The organism is Nocardia wallacei (genome assembly GCF_029869545.1).
GTDB lineage: Bacteria > Actinomycetota > Actinomycetes > Mycobacteriales > Mycobacteriaceae > Nocardia > Nocardia wallacei_A.
The window spans coordinates 1-15,511 of record NZ_JARWQD010000333.1 but is presented as its reverse complement, the minus strand read 5'-3'; the positions used below and the strand labels follow the sequence as shown (position 1 = coordinate 15,511).

Below are 15,511 nucleotides of genomic sequence, written 5' to 3'. Positions count from 1 at the left end.
GTCCAGCAGCGGGGCCAGCGGGGAACCGGTCGCGGTCGATCCACCGGTGTTGACCGCCGAAGTGCCCGGCTGCTGCCCCGGCTGCGGGGCGGCCGCCGCCCCCAGGGTCCGGTCGGGCAGGCGCGCGGGGACTGCCTCGCGGGGGGCGCCCCGCCCCGCCCCGCCCCCCGCCCCCCGGCCCGACCGGCGCGGGCGGCGGCGCCCCCCGCCCCCCACGGCCGCGAGGCGACCACCGAGGGCCAGGGCGGCTCCATCCCGCTGTGCAACGTCTTCGCCGACACCTACCCGGACGCGGAGATCATGCTGATCGGCGTCGAGGAACCCAAATGCCTCATCCACGCCCCCAACGAGAGCGTGGACCCGACGGAAATCGAGCACATGGCCCTGACCGAGGCCCTGTTCCTCGCCGGTTACTCCGGGTGATCACAGCTCGGCGTGGTCCTCGGCCTGGATCACCGTGAAATCGGTATCCGGCGGCCGCATCTCCGACAACCGGCCGAAGTAGATGCCCTGCGCCGCGGGCTCGATGATCCCGTAGTGAATGGGGAACGCGGTGCGCGGGCCGACGGCGCGCAGGTAGTCGACGGCCTCGCTGATCTTCATCCACGGCGCCACCGCGGGCATGGCCAGCACGCCGACGCGCACCGGCGGTACCCACAGCGAATCGCCCGGGTGGACGAAGCGGGCCGGATCGTCGGGGGTGCCCAGCTGGAAGACGGTGTTGTCGATGACCGGGAGTTCGGGGTGGATGACCGCGTGCCGTCCGCCGCCGCCGGTGATCTGCACGCCGCCGACGGTCAGCACCCGGCCCGCGGGCACCTCCTCCCAGGGCTCGCCGCGCAGCCGCGCTGTCTGTGGATCGCTGAGCAGCCGCGCGCCCGGATTCTGCTCGAGCAGCGCCTCGATCCGGTTCGGATCGATGTGATCGGGATGCTGGTGGGTGACGGCGATCGCGTCGAGCCCGGTGATGCCCTCGAAACCGTGCGAGAACGTACCCGGATCGAACAGGATCTTGGTGCCGTCCATCTCGACGAGAACGCAGGAATGACCGAAGTGGGCTATGCGCATACCTTCACCGTAACGCCGTATGCCCCGGCGAGCCCGGCACCGACCGCCCCGATTAGGCGTACCTCCGCATTCGCTCCGGCCGTGCGCGGGCTGATGACGGCTACGCCGACTGCGCCTATTAGGCTGTGCAAGTAATCCCCCCACCAGCGTGAGGAGCAGCGCGTGGCACGAGTCGTGGTCGAGGTCATGCCGAAGGCCGAGATCCTGGATCCCCAGGGTCAGGCCATCGTCGGTGCGCTCGGGCGCCTGGGTTTTCCCGGCGTCTCGGATGTGCGGCAGGGCAAGCGATTCGAACTCGACGTGGACGACAGCGTGGACGACGCGGAGCTCGAGAAGATCGCCGAGGCGCTGCTGGCCAATACCGTGATCGAGGACTGGAAAGTGGTGCGGCTGTGACTCGCATCGGTGTCATCACCTTTCCCGGCACCCTCGACGACGTGGATGCCGCCCGCGCCGTGCGGCTGGCCGGCGCCGAGGCGGTGAGCCTGTGGCATGCCGACGCGGACCTGAAGGGTGTCGACGCGGTCATCGTCCCGGGCGGCTTCTCCTACGGCGACTACCTGCGCGCCGGGGCGATCGCCCGTTTCGCCCCGGTGATGGGCAAGGTGGTCGAGGCGGCCGGGAAGGGCATGCCGGTGCTGGGCATCTGCAACGGCTTCCAGGTGCTGTGCGAGGCGGGCCTGCTGCCCGGCGCGCTGACCCGCAACGAGGGCCTGCACTTCGTCTGCCGCGACGAATGGCTGCGGGTGGAGCAGACGAATACGGCCTGGACCTCCCGCTACGAGCCGGGCGCGCAGATCCTCGTCCCGGTCAAGAATGCCGAGGGCCGCTATCAGGCCGCGCCGTCGGTGCTCGACGAACTGGAGGGGGAGGGCCGCGTGGTGTTCCGCTACGCGGGCGAGAACCCGAACGGTTCGCAGCGCAATATCGCCGGTATCGCCTCCGCCGACGGCCGGGTCGTCGGCCTGATGCCGCACCCCGAGCACGCCACCGAGCCCCTCACCGGGCCGAGCGACGACGGGCTGGGCATGTTCCTGTCGGTGATCGACAGCCTGGTCTCGGCGTAGGCCCTCAGACCCGCAGGAGCACCTCGAACTCGGCGCCGTTGGCGCGGAAGATGCGCACCGGTTGCTGCAGCTGGTCGCCCTGGACCCGGAACTCCCCGGCATTGTGCTCGAAGACCGTGCCCGTGCCGATCCGCGTGTGGATGCGTTCCACGTCGTTGGATCCGGCGCTGGCCAGCATCGCCCGCAGGGTGTGCAGCGACTGGTAGATGCAGGTGGCGAAGCGGCTGAACGACGGCGCGAAGCTGCCGTGCAGCCGGTGGTAGCGCTCGATCCGCTCGCGGTCGGGCCGTAGCCGCGCATCGGGAATCACGCTGGAGGGCACGTAGATATTGGCGTTCGCCCGGAAACCGCCCGCGGCCAGCAGGTTCTCATCGGCTGTCGGGCCCGTGCGGAACTGCCGTTCGGCACGCCCGGCCGCGGCGAAGGCCCGATTGAACCGCGCCGCGTCGGACCCGACCAGCAGCACCACGACCCCGTCGGCCAGATCCAGTCGCGGATCGGTCAGCACCTCGTCGTAGTCCCCGCAGCCCTGCGGAAGTACGTACTCGGCCACGATCTCGTGTGGCCGGTCGAGCATCTGGTGCAGGGCCGGGATCATCAGGCGCGACCAGATGTAGTCGCTGGCCACGAGCGCCCAGCGGTGCGCCCCGAACTCCCGCTGCAGCCAGTTCAGCGCGTCCACCGTCTGCGAGCCCGGATTCTCGCCGATCATGAATACCCCGCGCCGGGAACCGAATTGGCCGTCGTCGCCGATGCCGAACAGCGCCGGCACCCGCCCGTCGACGGCCTGCACGACCGCGGCGCGGGCATCGGGCATCGGGATCCCGGTGACGGCGCCCACCATGCCGGTGGCGAGGAATGCCGAGACCTCCCGGGCGATCTCGCGGGGCGGGGCGCCGCCGTCGATCGTCGTGATGCGCACCTCGCGGCCGAGAATCCCACTGCCGCTGTTGATTTCGAGTTCTGCCAGACCGGCGGCGGCCTCGCAGGACGGCCCGATCATGCCGCCGGGCCCACGCAGGGGGACCACATTCAGGATCTCGAAGGTGTCGTGTTCACCCCCCGGCGTTCTCATATCGCACTCTCCGTCAGCTGCGCTGGTGATGGCGGATACTGCTCGATGCCCTGGCTCATCGAGAGTTTACTCACAAATCGCCGGTGGCTCGTATGGGGCCGCGGCGTGTGCCGGACGGGGCCCGGATCAGGCGATCTTGTCGAGGATCTGCAAGTCCACGCCCACGGCGCGGGCGATGCGGGCCGACTGCACCGCCTGGTTGCCGCGGAAGCTGCGCTCGCCGGACGGGGTGGTGAGCACCGCGCCGGCGGTCAGCGCGGCGTGCATGCGCGGGACCTCCAGGCTGCCGACCGATTCGGCGACCGCGCGCAGCGTGTGCATCGCCTCGTAGCTGGTATTGCCGAAGAAGGTGAGTTGCGGCGCGAATTCGCCGTGCATGGCGCGGTAGCGGTCCAGGCGCTCCGGGTCCGGGAAGAACGAGGAGGAGACGTAGAGGTTCTCGTTGGCGGCCGCACCGGCGGTGAGCAGCACGGTCTCGTCGACGGCCGGGCTCACCCGGACCTGCCGCCCCGCCCTGCCGGTGCGGGCGAACTGTCTGTTGAAACGCGCGGCATCGGTCCCGACCAGCAGCATGACGACGCCGTCGACCCGGTCCAGGCGCGGATCGGCGAGGAAGGCGCCGAAGTCCTCGGTGCCCAGCGGGACGAACCGCTCGAGCACGATCGTCTCCGAACCGGCGAGTGCGGACCGGATGGCCGCGGCCGTGACGCGCGGCCAGATGTAGTCGTTGCCGATGACCGCCCACCGCCGCGCGTCGAATTCGCGGCGCAGCCACCCCATCGCTGCCAGGATGTGGCCCTCGGGATCCTCGCCGATCATCAGCACCCCGGGCATCTCGTCCGGCAGGCCCTCGTGCGTGGTCGCGTAGAGATAAGGAACGCGCCCGCCGGCGGCGCGGGCCACGGCGCGCCGGACCGCCGAGATGTGCCAGCCCGTGATCGCGTGCACCATGCCGGTGGCCAGCAGCGCCGACACCTCCTGGGCGACCAGGTGCGGGGCCCGCCCGCCATCGATGGTGGTGACCCGCACCTCGCGCCCGAGAATTCCTGCGCCGCTGTTGATTTCGTCGACGGCCAGCGAAATTGCGGCATCGCACGAGGGGGCCACAATTCCGCCGGAGCCCTGCAGCGGGACGATGTTGAGTACCTCGATCACATCATCCGGGCACTCACGGAACGTGAACATTCGGTACCCTTCTTCTCGTCCGAGCGAAAATGAATGGGCGGGAAAATATGTCGACCATTGTAAGCGGATTTTCCACGCTGCATGGCGCGCTGCGTGCTGCCGAACGCAGTTGGTTACGTCACCTGGACGCAGCATTGTGCGCCAGGCAACTTTCGGCCGATCAATGGGCGATGTTGTCGAAATTGTCCGACCAGGTGGGCGTCACGATGAGCGAGCTGGCCGCCCGCTCGCAGTTGCCGCCCTCGTCGGCGACCCGGCACGCGGACGCGCTGGCCGAGCGCGGCCTGATCTTCCGGATCGCCGCCGAGGACGACCGCCGCCGCATCCTGATCGGGCTGACCAAGCGCGGTTCGGAGCTGGTCGAGGCGGTCCGGGCCGAGGAGTCGCGGGCCGAGGAGGAGCTACGCAAGCGGATCGGCGCGCGCAGCCACGCCGACCTGCTGCGCTTGCTGGAGCTGGTCGCCGAGGTTCCGGTCGCCGACTGAATTCCGGCGGCCGGCCGAGCGTGCTCTCCGCTCGCCGCGCGGCTCGTGCGAATCTGGTTTATGTTTCCGAATGGAACAAACCGATTCGATTGCGAGGAGCGGATATGAGCCCTGAAACGGTGGCGTCGAATCCGGACACGGTTACCGTTGCCGTCGTCAATCATCCTATGACTCGCCTGCACTCGCGGGCCGAAGTGCTCGCCAACTGCTATCGGATCGGACATCTCGTCGATGGTCTCAAATCGGGTCATCCAGATCTGGACCTGATTGTGCTGCCGGAATATTCGACAACCGGCGTGATGTACGACGAGACCGAGCTGTACTCCACCGCGATGGTGATTCCCGGGGAGGAAACCGAAGTATTCGCCGCCGCCTGCCGCCGCAACCGGGTGTGGGGGGTGTTCGCGCTGGGCGGCGAGCGGCACGAGCAGCATCCGCTCAAGCCCCCGTACAACACCGCCGTGCTGATCGACGACACCGGCGAGATCGTGCAGCGCTATCGCAAGATCGCACCCGCCGCCGCGGGCGAGCTGTCGTGGCCGGGCGAGGCCACCTGTGTCTCGACGGGGCCGAAGGGCCTGCGGATATCGATCCTGATCGGCGAGGACGGCAATTTCCCGGAACTGTGGCGCGACTGTGCCATGCGCGGCGCCGAACTGGTGGTGCGGTGCATGGCGCTGCGCGGCTGCGACGCTGAACAGCAGATCGGCATGGCCAAGACGATGGCCTGGGCCAACAACGTCTACGTGGCCGCGGCGGGCGCGACGGGCTTCGACGGTCTGCACGCCTACTCCGGCCGCTCCGCGACGGTCGGCTGGGACGGGCGGCTGCTCGGCGAATGCGGTGCGGAGCCGGAGGGACTGTCCTTCGCGCACCTGTCGATCGAGGCGCTGCGTGCCGCGCGGCGCTACGAACGCACCCGCAATCCGCTGTACAACCTGCTGCATCGGGGCGAGACCGGGCTGGGCAAGGTGGGGGTCGGGGTGCGCGGGCTGGCCGAGTGCCCGCTGGAGTTCTACCGCACCTGGGTGACCGATGCGCTCGAGGCGCAGGAGAAGGTGCACGAGATCAGCGATGTCTAAGATCGCCCGTATGCCCGTCTCGACCACCGCGACGGCGTCCGGGTTGTGTGCCTTCGTCGACGCCTCGCCGTCTCCCTTTCATGTCGTTCGGACCATCGCCACCGAACTGGCGGCGCAGGGCTTCACCGAACTGCCCGAATCGCGGCCCTGGACCGCCGGGAACGCGGGCCGGTACTTCGTGGTGCGCGGCGGCTCCCTGGTGGCGTGGGCCGGATCCGCCGACGATGCGCCCGCCCATCCCTTCCGGGTGGTCGGCGCGCATACCGACAGCCCGAATCTGCGGGTCAAGCAGCATCCGGATCTGGCGGCCGCAGGCTGGCAGCTGGTCGGGCTGGAGCCCTACGGCGGGGCCTGGCTGAACTCCTGGCTGGACCGCGAGCTCGGCATCTCGGGGCGGCTCACGGTGCGGGACGGGGACAGTATGGCGGAGCGGCTCGTCCGCATCGACGAGCCGCTGCTGCGGGTGCCGCAGCTGGCGATTCACCTGTCCGAGGATCGGCGCGGGGTCACGCTGGATCCGCAGCGCCACGTCAACGCGATCTGGGGCGTGGGCGGTGAGCCGCGGTCGTTCCTGGCGTACGTGGCCGAGCAGGCCGATGTCGATCCCGGCGCGGTGCTCGGCTGGGAGCTGATGACCCACGACCTGTCGCCGAGCCGGTTGGTCGGGCGGGACCGCGATCTGGTGAGCGCGCCCCGGCTGGACAATCAGGGCACCTGCTACGCAGGGCTGCACGCGTTCCTGGCCGCCGCGGATCGGCCGGGGGTGGCCGCGCCGGTGCTGGCGATGTTCGATCACGAGGAGGTCGGCAGCCAGTCCGACCGTGGCGCGCAGTCGGATCTGCTTGCGGCGGTGCTGGAGCGGATCGTGCTGGCCCGAGGCGGCGGCCGCTCGGAATATCTTGCGGCGCTTGCCGGTTCGGTCTGCGCCTCGGGGGATATGGCACACGCCACGCACCCCAACTATCCGGAGCGGCACGAGCCCGCGCATCGCATCGAGGTCAACGGCGGCCCGGTGCTGAAGGTGAATCAGAACCTGCGCTACGCCACCGATGCGGTCGGCGCCGGGGCCTTCGCGCTGGCCTGCGCGCAGGCGGGAGTTCCGCTGCAGCGCTACGTGCACCGCGCCGACCTGCCCTGCGGGTCCACCATCGGCCCGATGACCGCGGCCCGCACCGGCATGCCGACCGTGGACGTCGGCGCCCCGCAACTGGCAATGCATTCGGCCCGCGAACTGATGGGCACGTCCGACGTCCGGTCCTACTCCGCAGCCCTCACAGCCTTCCTCACCCCACCGGAATAAGGTCTACCCGAGCACGCCTCCCCTTCATTCCCGGCGTGCCCCTCTTCATTCCCGGCGTGCCCCCTTCATTCCCCGCGTGCCCCTCTTCATTCCCGGCGTGCTTTTGGCCGGGATGTCCACGCGCCCAAGGACAGCACCGCGAAGGTCACCAGGACGTAGCTGCTGCCGATCAGCTGTTGCCACAGGGCCCAGCCGGACTCCTGGTCGTCCTTGTGCGGTAACAGCCAGTGCGGGCCGGTGTACAGCATGATCGCGATCGCGGTCAGTGCGCCGATGACCAGGCGCCGGTGGGTGGATCCGCCGCCCGCGCCGTCACCCCGACCACCGGCGACGACGGCCAGCAGCGCCGGGGCCACCCACACCCAGTGGTGTGACCAGGAGATCGGCGAGATCAGCAGCACCGCAGCGGCATTGACCAGCAGTGCGGCCACCTCGGCACCGGCGTCGAGTAATCGCTTCATCCAGATCGCCGCCAACCCGAGCGCGACGGCCGACAGCGCGATCCAGATCAGCGTCGCGGCGTCCTCGGAGAATCCGAGCCGGAAGGCGAAGCCCTTCAGCGACTGGTTACCGGCGTAGGAGGCCGGGCCGATGCGCTCGGTGTCCCACAGCGTGTGGAACCAGTATTCGGCCGAATCCTGCGGGAACAGCAGGAATCCCAGCGAGATCGCGCCGATCGCCGAGAGCACCAGCGTGATCGAGGTCCGCCAGTCCCGGCGCAGCAGGAAGTACAACAGGTAGGCGGCCGGAATCAGCTTGACCGACACCGCGATTCCGATCAGCATGCCGCGCGGCCAGAACGGCTTGCGCACCAGGACGTCCAGCGCGATGGCGGCCATCAGCACCAGATTGATCTGACCGAAGTTGTAGGTCTGGCGCACGGGTTCGGTCAGCCCCAGCAGGGCGACCGCGCCGACGATGATCGCCACCCGGGTAGGCGTGTCCAGCGTGGGCCGCATCCGGCCCAGCACCAGCCACAGCGTGATGCCCAGGCTCGCAACGGAGGTCGCCAGCACCAGCCACTGGGCGCCCCACAGCGGCAGCAGCGCCAGCGGCGTGAAGAACAGCGCCGCCAGCGGGGGATAGGTGAACGGCAGCCCGAGCCCGCCCGACTTCGGCATCGGCCCGTAGAGATCGCCGCCGTCGAGCCATACCCGCGCGCCGTTGCGGTACACCTCGAGATCGATGTAGCCGTGCCATAGCTTGAAGGCGAACGATGCGATCGCCGAGAGCGCGAACAAGGCAATTGCGATCATCAACAGCCGTAGCTGACGAGTTGTCAGACCGGTAATGGACGATGCCACGGGGGTGGCCACGGGCGCTTCGTCCGGATCCGCGACCCTGGATCGATCTGTCACCTGATCAGGGTATCCCGCAACAGGTTGGACGCCTGGTCGGGTGGGGTTTGCCACACACTAGACTGAGTTCGTCTCCCCACCCGCTCGAGCGTCGCACCGCATCCGGTGAGCATGCCGGTTGCCCGTCGTATGCCCGGCCGAAAGGACCCTGGTACCCACCGTGACTGTCCACGTCGACACCGTCAGCGCCGCCGCAGCCACCCCGGATACCCCGCAGCCCTATAAGGAATTGGGCCTCAAGGACGACGAGTACGCCCGCATCAGGGAGATTCTCGGCCGCCGCCCCACCGACGCCGAGCTGGCGATGTACTCGGTGATGTGGAGCGAGCACTGCTCCTACAAGTCCTCGAAGGTGCACCTGCGCTACTTCGGCCAGACCACCACCGACGAGATGCGCGCGTCCATGCTGGCCGGGATCGGCGAGAACGCGGGCGTGGTCGACATCGGCGACGGCTGGGCGGTCACCTTCAAGGTGGAGAGCCACAACCACCCCTCCTATGTGGAGCCCTATCAGGGCGCCGCGACGGGTGTCGGCGGCATCGTGCGTGACATCATGGCGATGGGGGCGCGGCCGATCGCGGTGATGGACCAGTTGCGCTTCGGCGCGGCCGACCATCCCGATACCCGGCGCGTGGTCGACGGCGTGGTGCGCGGGGTCGGCGGCTACGGCAATTCGCTGGGGCTGCCGAATGTGGGCGGCGAGACCGTATTCGACCCGTCCTACCAGGGCAATCCGCTGGTGAACGCGCTGTGCGCGGGCGTGATGCGGGTGGAGGATCTGCATCTGGCCTTCGCCTCCGGGCAGGGCAACAAGATCATCCTGTTCGGTGCGCGCACCGGCCTCGACGGCATCGGTGGTGTTTCCGTGCTGGCCTCGGACACCTTCTCCGGCGACGAGTCCGGCACCGGACGCAAGAAGCTGCCGAGCGTGCAGGTGGGCGATCCGTTCGCGGAGAAGGTGCTCATCGAGTGCTGTCTCGAGCTCTACCACGCCGGGCTGGTGGTCGGCATCCAGGATCTCGGCGGCGCCGGATTGTCGTGTGCCACCTCCGAATTGGCCGCGGCCGGTGACGGCGGCATGCACGTGAAGCTGGAGCAGGTGCCGCTGCGGGCGGCGAATATGACTCCGGCGGAGATTCTTTCGAGCGAGTCGCAGGAGCGCATGTGCGCGGTCGTGACTCCCGACAATGTCGACGCGTTCATGGCCGTCTGCAAGAAGTGGGATGTGCTGGCCACCGTGATCGGCGAGGTCACCGACGGCGACCGGCTGCAGGTGACCTGGCACGGCGAGACCGTGGTGGACGTGCCGCCGCGCACGGTCGCCCACGAGGGGCCGGTATACGAGCGGCCGGTGCGGCGCCCCGCCGACCAGGACGCGCTGATCGCCGACGTCCCGGATACGCTGGCGCGCCCCAAGACCGGCGACGAGCTGCGGGCGACGCTGCTGACGCTGCTCGCCAGCCCGCAGCTGTGCAGCCGCCGCTGGATCGTCGAACAGTACGACCGCTACGTGCGCGGCAACACGGTGCTGGCCGAGCACGCCGACGCCGGAGTGGTCCGCATCGATGAGCAGTCCGGCCGCGGCATCGCCCTGGCCACCGACGCCTCCGGCCGCTACACCAAGCTCGACCCCTATACCGGCGCGCAGCTGGCGCTGGCCGAGGCGTTCCGCAATGTCGCCGCCACCGGCGCCACCCCGAAGGCCGTGACGAACTGCCTGAACTTCGGTTCCCCGGAGGATCCGGGCGTGATGTGGCAGTTCCAGCAGGCCGTGCGCGGGCTCGCGGACGGCTGTGCGGCCCTGGGGATTCCGGTCACCGGCGGCAATGTCAGCTTCTACAACCAGACCGGGCAGACCGCGATCCTGCCGACGCCGGTCGTGGGCGTGCTGGGTGTCATCGACGATGTGCACCGGCGCATCCCCACCGGCCTGGGCACCGAGCCCGGCGAGACGCTGATCCTGCTCGGTGAGACCCACGACGAGTTCGGCGGTTCCATCTGGGCGCAGGTCGAACACGATCATCTGGGCGGCGTGCCGCCGCGGGTGGATCTGGCTCGCGAACAGCTGCTGGCCGAGGTGCTCACCGCGGGCTCGCGCGACGGAATGATCAGCGCCGCCCACGATCTCAGCGAGGGCGGGCTGATCCAGGCGGTGGTGGAGGCGGCGCTGGCGGGTGAAACCGGTTGCCGCATCCTGCTTCCGGAGGAGGCGGACCCGTTCGTCATGCTGTTCTCCGAATCGGCGGGCCGCGTGCTGGTGGCGGTGCCGCGCTCGGAGGAGACCCGATTCACCAAGATGTGCACGGCCCGGCAGCTGCCGTGGGTGCGCATCGGCGTGGTCGACCAGGGCTCGGATTCCGTTGAGGTGCAGGGACAGTTCACGGTGCCGATGGCGGAGCTGCGCGCCGCGTTCGAGGGCACGCTGCCGACGCTGTTCGGGCATGTGAACTGAATCAGCCCATCACCTTGAACGGGTCGTGCTCGGCGATCAGCTTCTCCATCCGCGCCTCATCGATGCGGTGGGCGACCCGGGAGGATTCGAACTGGTCCCGGACCACCTTGGCCAGGCTGAAGCTGCTGGAGACCAGGAACAGCACGGCCATCAGGAGGAAGCCGCGCTGCCAGATGTCCAGGGGTAGATAGAGGATTCCCGCGCAGGCCGCGATGAAGCTGATGCCGAAGGCGATCGCGGCCTGCGCGAGAAAAGCCGGAGTGCTCTTCTGCGGTGCGTTGGCGTTGCTCATGGGTATAGAGTGCGTCGTGCGTCGGTCGCGATCACCGGTAGAACTACTCGAGCGACACGGGTAATTCCCGCGCCGCAGGTCATTATGCTCACGCGACCAGGTCCCCCGATTTCCGAGCGCCTGCCGCCATACTTGACGGATGCTCGATACCGCCGAGACTCTCACAACGCTGCGCACGCGCGGCGTTGTTGCTGTCCGGCAGGGTAAGCATCTGCTGCGCCGGCTCGAGGACGACGTCATCGACCTGAACTACGTCGGCCTGGTGGTGGCCACGGTGTTCTTCGGATGGTCGGTGACGCCCTCGCTGCTGCCGCGCGACTGGCTGTTCCAGGGACTCATCAGCGGGCTCAACGCCGCGATCGGATACGGCGTCGGCTGCCTGCTCGAGTGGTTGTTCCGCAGGTGGATTCGGCCCAAGCTGCCGGTGCGCGGCCCGTCGCTCGGTATCCAGTACGCGCTGAAATTCGCCGTGCTGACCGCGTGCGTGCTGATCGCGATCTGGATGCTGGTGCTGTCGGCGGACTGGCAGCGGCAGATCTCGGCGCTGATGGATATGGCGGGCACCACGCGCGCGGCGTATCTGCGCACCGGCGCGCTGAGCCTGGCGGTCGGGGTCATCGTGGTCGCGGTGTATCGCACGCTGCGCGAGATCGTCCGCTTCTTCGCGCGGTTGCTGAGCCGGTGGGTGCGGGTGCCGCCGCGGTTCGCCCCGACGGTCGGCGTGCTCGTGCTGGCCGTGCTGGCGGTGACGCTGTTCAACGGCGTGGCCACCCGGGCCTTCTTCGCGGTGGCCAACTCGGCGTTCAGCGTGCGCAACGACAAGATGTCCGACTACGCGGTGCAGCCGCAGGTACCCGAGCGGTCGGGTAGCCCGGCGTCGCTGGCGAAATGGGAGACGCTGGGATCGGAGGGGCGCTGGTTCGTCTCGCACGGGCCGGACGCGTTCCGCATCGGCGCGGTGACGAAAGCGCCCGCGCGTGAACCGGTTCGGGTCTATGTCGGCCTGGACTCGGCGAAAGACGGTGTGACGCAGGAACAGCTGGCGGTCGAGGAGCTGGAGCGTACGGGTGCGTTCGACCGCAAGGTGCTGGTGATCGTCACGACGACGGGCACCGGCTGGGTGAATTCCGAGACGGCCGAGGCGATCGAGTACCTCTACCACGGCGACACCGCGATCGTCGCCTCGCAGTATTCGTATCTGCCGAGCGTGCTGTCGTTCCTGGCCGACCGCCAGAAGGTGGCGGTCGCGGGGAAGAAGATGTTCGACGCGATCTACTCGGCGTGGTCGACGCGTGCGCCGCAGTCGCGGCCGAAGCTGCTGGTGTACGGGGAGAGCCTGGGCTCGCAGGGGTCGGAGGCGGCGTTCGACGGGCTGGCGGATCTGCGCGCGAAGGTGGACGGCGCGCTGTGGGTGGGGCCGCCCAACTCCAATCGCCTGTGGAGTCAGTTCACCGAGCGCCGCGATCCGGGAACACGGGAGGTGGACCCGGTGTACGCCGACGGGCTGGTGGTGCGATTCGCCACGGACGCATCGGATCTGAACAAACCGTCGCCGGACTGGCGCCGCCCGCGCATCGCCTACCTGCAGCACCCCTCCGACCCGATCGTGTGGTGGTCGACGGATCTGATCTTCTCGCAACCGGATTGGCTGTCGGAGCCGCGCGGGGCGGACGTGTCCTCGCAGATGCGGTGGTGGCCCCTGGTCACCTTCTGGCAGGTCGCCGTCGACCTGACCAACGCCCAGGGCGTCAGCGACGGCCACGGTCACAACTACGGCAATCTGGTGCTCGACGGCTGGGTCGCGGTGCTGCCGCCGCCGGACTGGACGCCGGAGGAGCTGGACCGCATCCGCACCCAGCTGGACCTGTCCGAGGAATTCGAGCGCGCGGTGAAATGAGTATGGGCAGAGGTGAGCCATGATCGGCCGACCGGCGGTCCGAAATCGCCGTGCAGCACGCGATCCGGTGGTTCGTGCCGGTATTTCGATTGCGGCCCTGGGGCTCCCATTGCTGTGGAGCAATGTGATGCTGCCTCGCATGGCTCTCGGCCTGCGGGCGCGCACCGTGGCGAACGCCGGGTTCGCCACGGCCTACGGGCTCGCCTTCGACGCGCGTCCGAACTGGCGCTCCGCCCGCGGATTGCGCTGGGGAGCAGGCGCTGCGGCAGTGGTGACAGCGGGTTACGCTGCGGCCGTGGCGATCCCGCCGCTGCGCCGCCGTCTCGCCGAATTCGCCGACCGCGCCCCGGAGGTCCCGCTCGCCGAATGGGTCACCATCCACATCCCGCTGGGCACCGTCTACACCGAGGAGTTGATCTTCCGCGCCACCCTCGACCCGCTGCTCGACACCACCGTGGGTCCAGCCGGAAAATGGCTCACCGCAACAACTTTCGGCCTCTGGCACATCGCTCCCGCCCGCGCCGCGGGCGACAGTGTCCCAGCCTCGGTGGCCGCGACCGCGACCGGCGGCCTGATCCTTTCGTGGCTGCGCCGCCGCGCCGACAGCGCCACCGCCCCGGCCCTCCTCCACCTGGCCCTCAATGCGGGCGGCGCCGTAGCCCCACACCTGGCCCGTTCCTATCGGTCAAGCGACCGACCGCAGTAGCCGCCCCTGGTCGGCAACGGCTTGTCTCGCAACCGGATTGAGCGACGCCGAACTTGTCGGTGGCTGCCGATAGCGTGCTGCTATGCCCAGTGCCCTGCACGAAGTCTTGGCCGACTTGTTTCGGCAACGGCCCCGCCTGGCGGCCGATCTCTTGCAGCTCGTACCCGATGTAGCACTACCCGATTTCACCGACGCCCGCCTGGAATGCGGCGACTTCCCCGACATCGACCCGACCGAGTACCGCGCAGACGCCGTCGTCGTTCTGACGCAAGGCCAGGTCCCGGCGCTGGCGATCATCGTGGAGGCGCAGTTGAGACCCGACGAGGACAAGACCTGGAGCTGGCCGGTCTACCTCGCCACATTGCGTGCACGCCTGCGTTCCCCGGTCGTTCTGTTGATCTTGTGCCCGAACGACCGCACCGCGGCTTGGGGCCGTACGCCGATTCCGTTGGCGCCCGGATGTGCACTGACACCCGTTGTTATCGGTCCTGCTGATGTGCCGGTCGTGCTGGACCCGGATCTGGCCTCGGCTAACCCCGAAATGGCGGTGCTATCGGCGATCGCTCATCGAAACCACCGCGACCGGGATGCGATTCTGACTGTCGTTGCAAGCACGATGGTCGACGTTCCCAACGGCGAAATGTACATTGACCTGGTAATGGCCGTACTCCCCAAAGCGGCCCGGGATGTGTTGGAGACTCTGATGACCACCGGCACCTACGAGTACAAGAGCGATTTCGCTCGCCAGTATTACACCCAGGGCGAAGCACGCGGCGAGGCCAAGGCTCTGCTCAAGATTCTCCGCCACCGCTTCACCGTTCCCGAGCGGCTTGTCGACACAGTGATGCGGTGCACCGACACGGATCAGCTCGAGGCTTGGACCGATCGAGCCCTCGATGTCGATACCCTCGAGCAGGTATTCGACGAGTAGCCGAGCGGCGGCTGGTGGCATCCGGATCGAGGGCACGGTGGGACGCGTCGTCTGTTGTCGTACCGCCTCGCTAGTCTCGGCTGCGTGGCACGACGACCTGCGGTGGATCCGGCCGAGCTGCGTGCAGCGGTGGCGATGGTAAGTGACTGGCTACGTGCGGAATCCGTGCCTGCGCCCGCTCGGGCCGAACTGGCCGCGGCGGTGAAGGGGACCGCGCGGGCGCTTGCGGGCAATGCGCCCGGGCATTCGGTGGAGGTGCGGGTGCCGCCGTTCGTGGCGGTGCAATGTATCGAGGGGCCTCGGCATACGCGAGGGACGCCGCCGAATGTGGTGGAGACCGATGCGCGGACCTGGCTGTTGTTGGCCACCGGGCTGTTGAGCTTCGATGATGCGGTGGAGTCGGGTGCGTTGAGCGCGTCCGGGCTGCGGGCGGGGGAACTGGCCCGGTGGCTGCCGGTGGTGGCGATCTAGGTGTACTGACCTGAGAGGTTCGCAACGCGGCTGGCTGGCGGGTGGCCTGCGAGTGCGGTGTGGCCGCGGTGGTGATTGTAGGTGTGTAGCCAGGTCGTGAAGGCTGTGCATCGTTCGGAGTCGCTGCGGTAGAGCCGGGCGT

At 68.8% G+C, this 15,511-nt stretch carries 15 protein-coding genes and 2 pseudogenes; 11 read left to right on the top strand and 6 right to left on the bottom strand.

The features are described from left to right. Positions 1-423, top strand: a pseudogene (locus QH290_RS30380) (hypothetical protein); the annotation flags it as partial. Here QH290_RS30380 and QH290_RS30375 read toward each other — a convergent pair. Further along, entirely contained in the window at positions 424-1,068 is a 645-nt protein-coding gene (locus QH290_RS30375; RefSeq protein WP_280265654.1) for an MBL fold metallo-hydrolase, read from the bottom strand. A gap of 162 nt (positions 1,069-1,230) precedes the next feature. Here QH290_RS30375 and purS point away from each other — a divergent pair, with 162 nt between their 5' ends. Both purS and purQ read left to right on the top strand, forming a co-directional pair. Continuing rightward, the gene (gene purS / locus QH290_RS30370; protein WP_280265653.1) at positions 1,231-1,464 is read left to right on the top strand and encodes a phosphoribosylformylglycinamidine synthase subunit PurS; all 234 of its coding nucleotides are present in this window, start codon (positions 1,231-1,233) and stop codon (positions 1,462-1,464) included. Beyond that, entirely contained in the window at positions 1,461-2,135 is a 675-nt protein-coding gene (gene purQ, locus QH290_RS30365) for a phosphoribosylformylglycinamidine synthase subunit PurQ (protein ID WP_280265652.1), read from the top strand. The genes purS and purQ overlap by 4 nt, the downstream gene beginning before the upstream one ends. Positions 2,136-2,139: 4 nt before the next feature. Here purQ and QH290_RS30360 read toward each other — a convergent pair whose 3' ends face one another. Next, positions 2,140-3,210, bottom strand: coding sequence for an ABC transporter substrate-binding protein (locus tag QH290_RS30360; RefSeq protein WP_280386610.1), 1,071 nt, complete (start codon positions 3,208-3,210; stop codon positions 2,140-2,142). A gap of 126 nt (positions 3,211-3,336) precedes the next feature. Next, positions 3,337-4,395, bottom strand: coding sequence for a substrate-binding domain-containing protein (locus QH290_RS30355; RefSeq protein ID WP_280265650.1), 1,059 nt, complete (start codon positions 4,393-4,395; stop codon positions 3,337-3,339). 29 nt (positions 4,396-4,424) lie between these two features. On the opposite strand from QH290_RS30355, the gene QH290_RS30350 reads away from it, so the two are divergent. The 3 genes from QH290_RS30350 (at position 4,425) to QH290_RS30340 (ending at position 7,262) form a co-directional block, all read left to right on the top strand. Further along, positions 4,425-4,880, top strand: a complete 456-nt coding sequence (locus QH290_RS30350) for a MarR family winged helix-turn-helix transcriptional regulator (RefSeq protein WP_342213243.1) — start codon at positions 4,425-4,427, stop codon at positions 4,878-4,880. A 104-nt stretch (positions 4,881-4,984) separates the two neighbouring features. Further along, positions 4,985-5,962: an aliphatic amidase gene (locus tag QH290_RS30345; RefSeq protein ID WP_280265648.1), complete on the top strand. Its 978-nt coding sequence runs from the start codon at positions 4,985-4,987 to the stop codon at positions 5,960-5,962. Between the two features lie 10 nt (positions 5,963-5,972). Continuing rightward, complete coding sequence (locus tag QH290_RS30340) at positions 5,973-7,262, top strand: M18 family aminopeptidase (protein ID WP_280265647.1); 1,290 nt, start codon at positions 5,973-5,975, stop codon at positions 7,260-7,262. Between the two features lie 86 nt (positions 7,263-7,348). Here QH290_RS30340 and QH290_RS30335 read toward each other — a convergent pair whose 3' ends face one another. Continuing rightward, positions 7,349-8,620, bottom strand: a complete 1,272-nt coding sequence (locus tag QH290_RS30335; protein ID WP_280265646.1) for a glycosyltransferase 87 family protein — start codon at positions 8,618-8,620, stop codon at positions 7,349-7,351. A gap of 160 nt (positions 8,621-8,780) precedes the next feature. Here QH290_RS30335 and purL point away from each other — a divergent pair, with 160 nt between their 5' ends. Then, entirely contained in the window at positions 8,781-11,072 is a 2,292-nt protein-coding gene (gene purL, locus QH290_RS30330) for a phosphoribosylformylglycinamidine synthase subunit PurL (RefSeq protein WP_280386609.1), read from the top strand. Position 11,073: 1 nt separating this feature from the next. Here the strand turns inward: purL and QH290_RS30325 are convergent, their stop codons facing one another. After that, positions 11,074-11,364 carry a YiaA/YiaB family inner membrane protein gene (locus tag QH290_RS30325; protein WP_280265644.1) on the bottom strand — a complete coding sequence of 97 codons (291 nt, stop codon included), beginning with the start codon at positions 11,362-11,364 and terminating at the stop codon, positions 11,074-11,076. 139 nt (positions 11,365-11,503) lie between these two features. Here QH290_RS30325 and QH290_RS30320 point away from each other — a divergent pair, with 139 nt between their 5' ends. The 4 genes from QH290_RS30320 to QH290_RS30305 all read left to right on the top strand — a co-directional run bounded on the left by QH290_RS30320 (position 11,504) and on the right by QH290_RS30305 (position 15,369). After that, the gene (locus QH290_RS30320; RefSeq protein WP_280265643.1) at positions 11,504-13,261 is read left to right on the top strand and encodes an alpha/beta hydrolase; all 1,758 of its coding nucleotides are present in this window, start codon (positions 11,504-11,506) and stop codon (positions 13,259-13,261) included. Positions 13,262-13,400: 139 nt separating this feature from the next. After that, the gene (locus QH290_RS30315) at positions 13,401-13,967 is read left to right on the top strand and encodes a CPBP family intramembrane glutamic endopeptidase (protein WP_280386607.1); all 567 of its coding nucleotides are present in this window, start codon (positions 13,401-13,403) and stop codon (positions 13,965-13,967) included. An 82-nt stretch (positions 13,968-14,049) separates the two neighbouring features. Further along, entirely contained in the window at positions 14,050-14,898 is an 849-nt protein-coding gene (locus QH290_RS30310) for a hypothetical protein (RefSeq protein WP_280386605.1), read from the top strand. Between the two features lie 84 nt (positions 14,899-14,982). After that, positions 14,983-15,369, top strand: a complete 387-nt coding sequence (locus QH290_RS30305) for a sterol carrier family protein (RefSeq protein ID WP_280386603.1) — start codon at positions 14,983-14,985, stop codon at positions 15,367-15,369. Here QH290_RS30305 and QH290_RS30300 read toward each other — a convergent pair. After that, positions 15,366-15,511 (bottom strand): annotated as a pseudogene (locus QH290_RS30300) (IS481 family transposase); the annotation flags it as partial. The gene QH290_RS30305 and the pseudogene QH290_RS30300 overlap by 4 nt on opposite strands.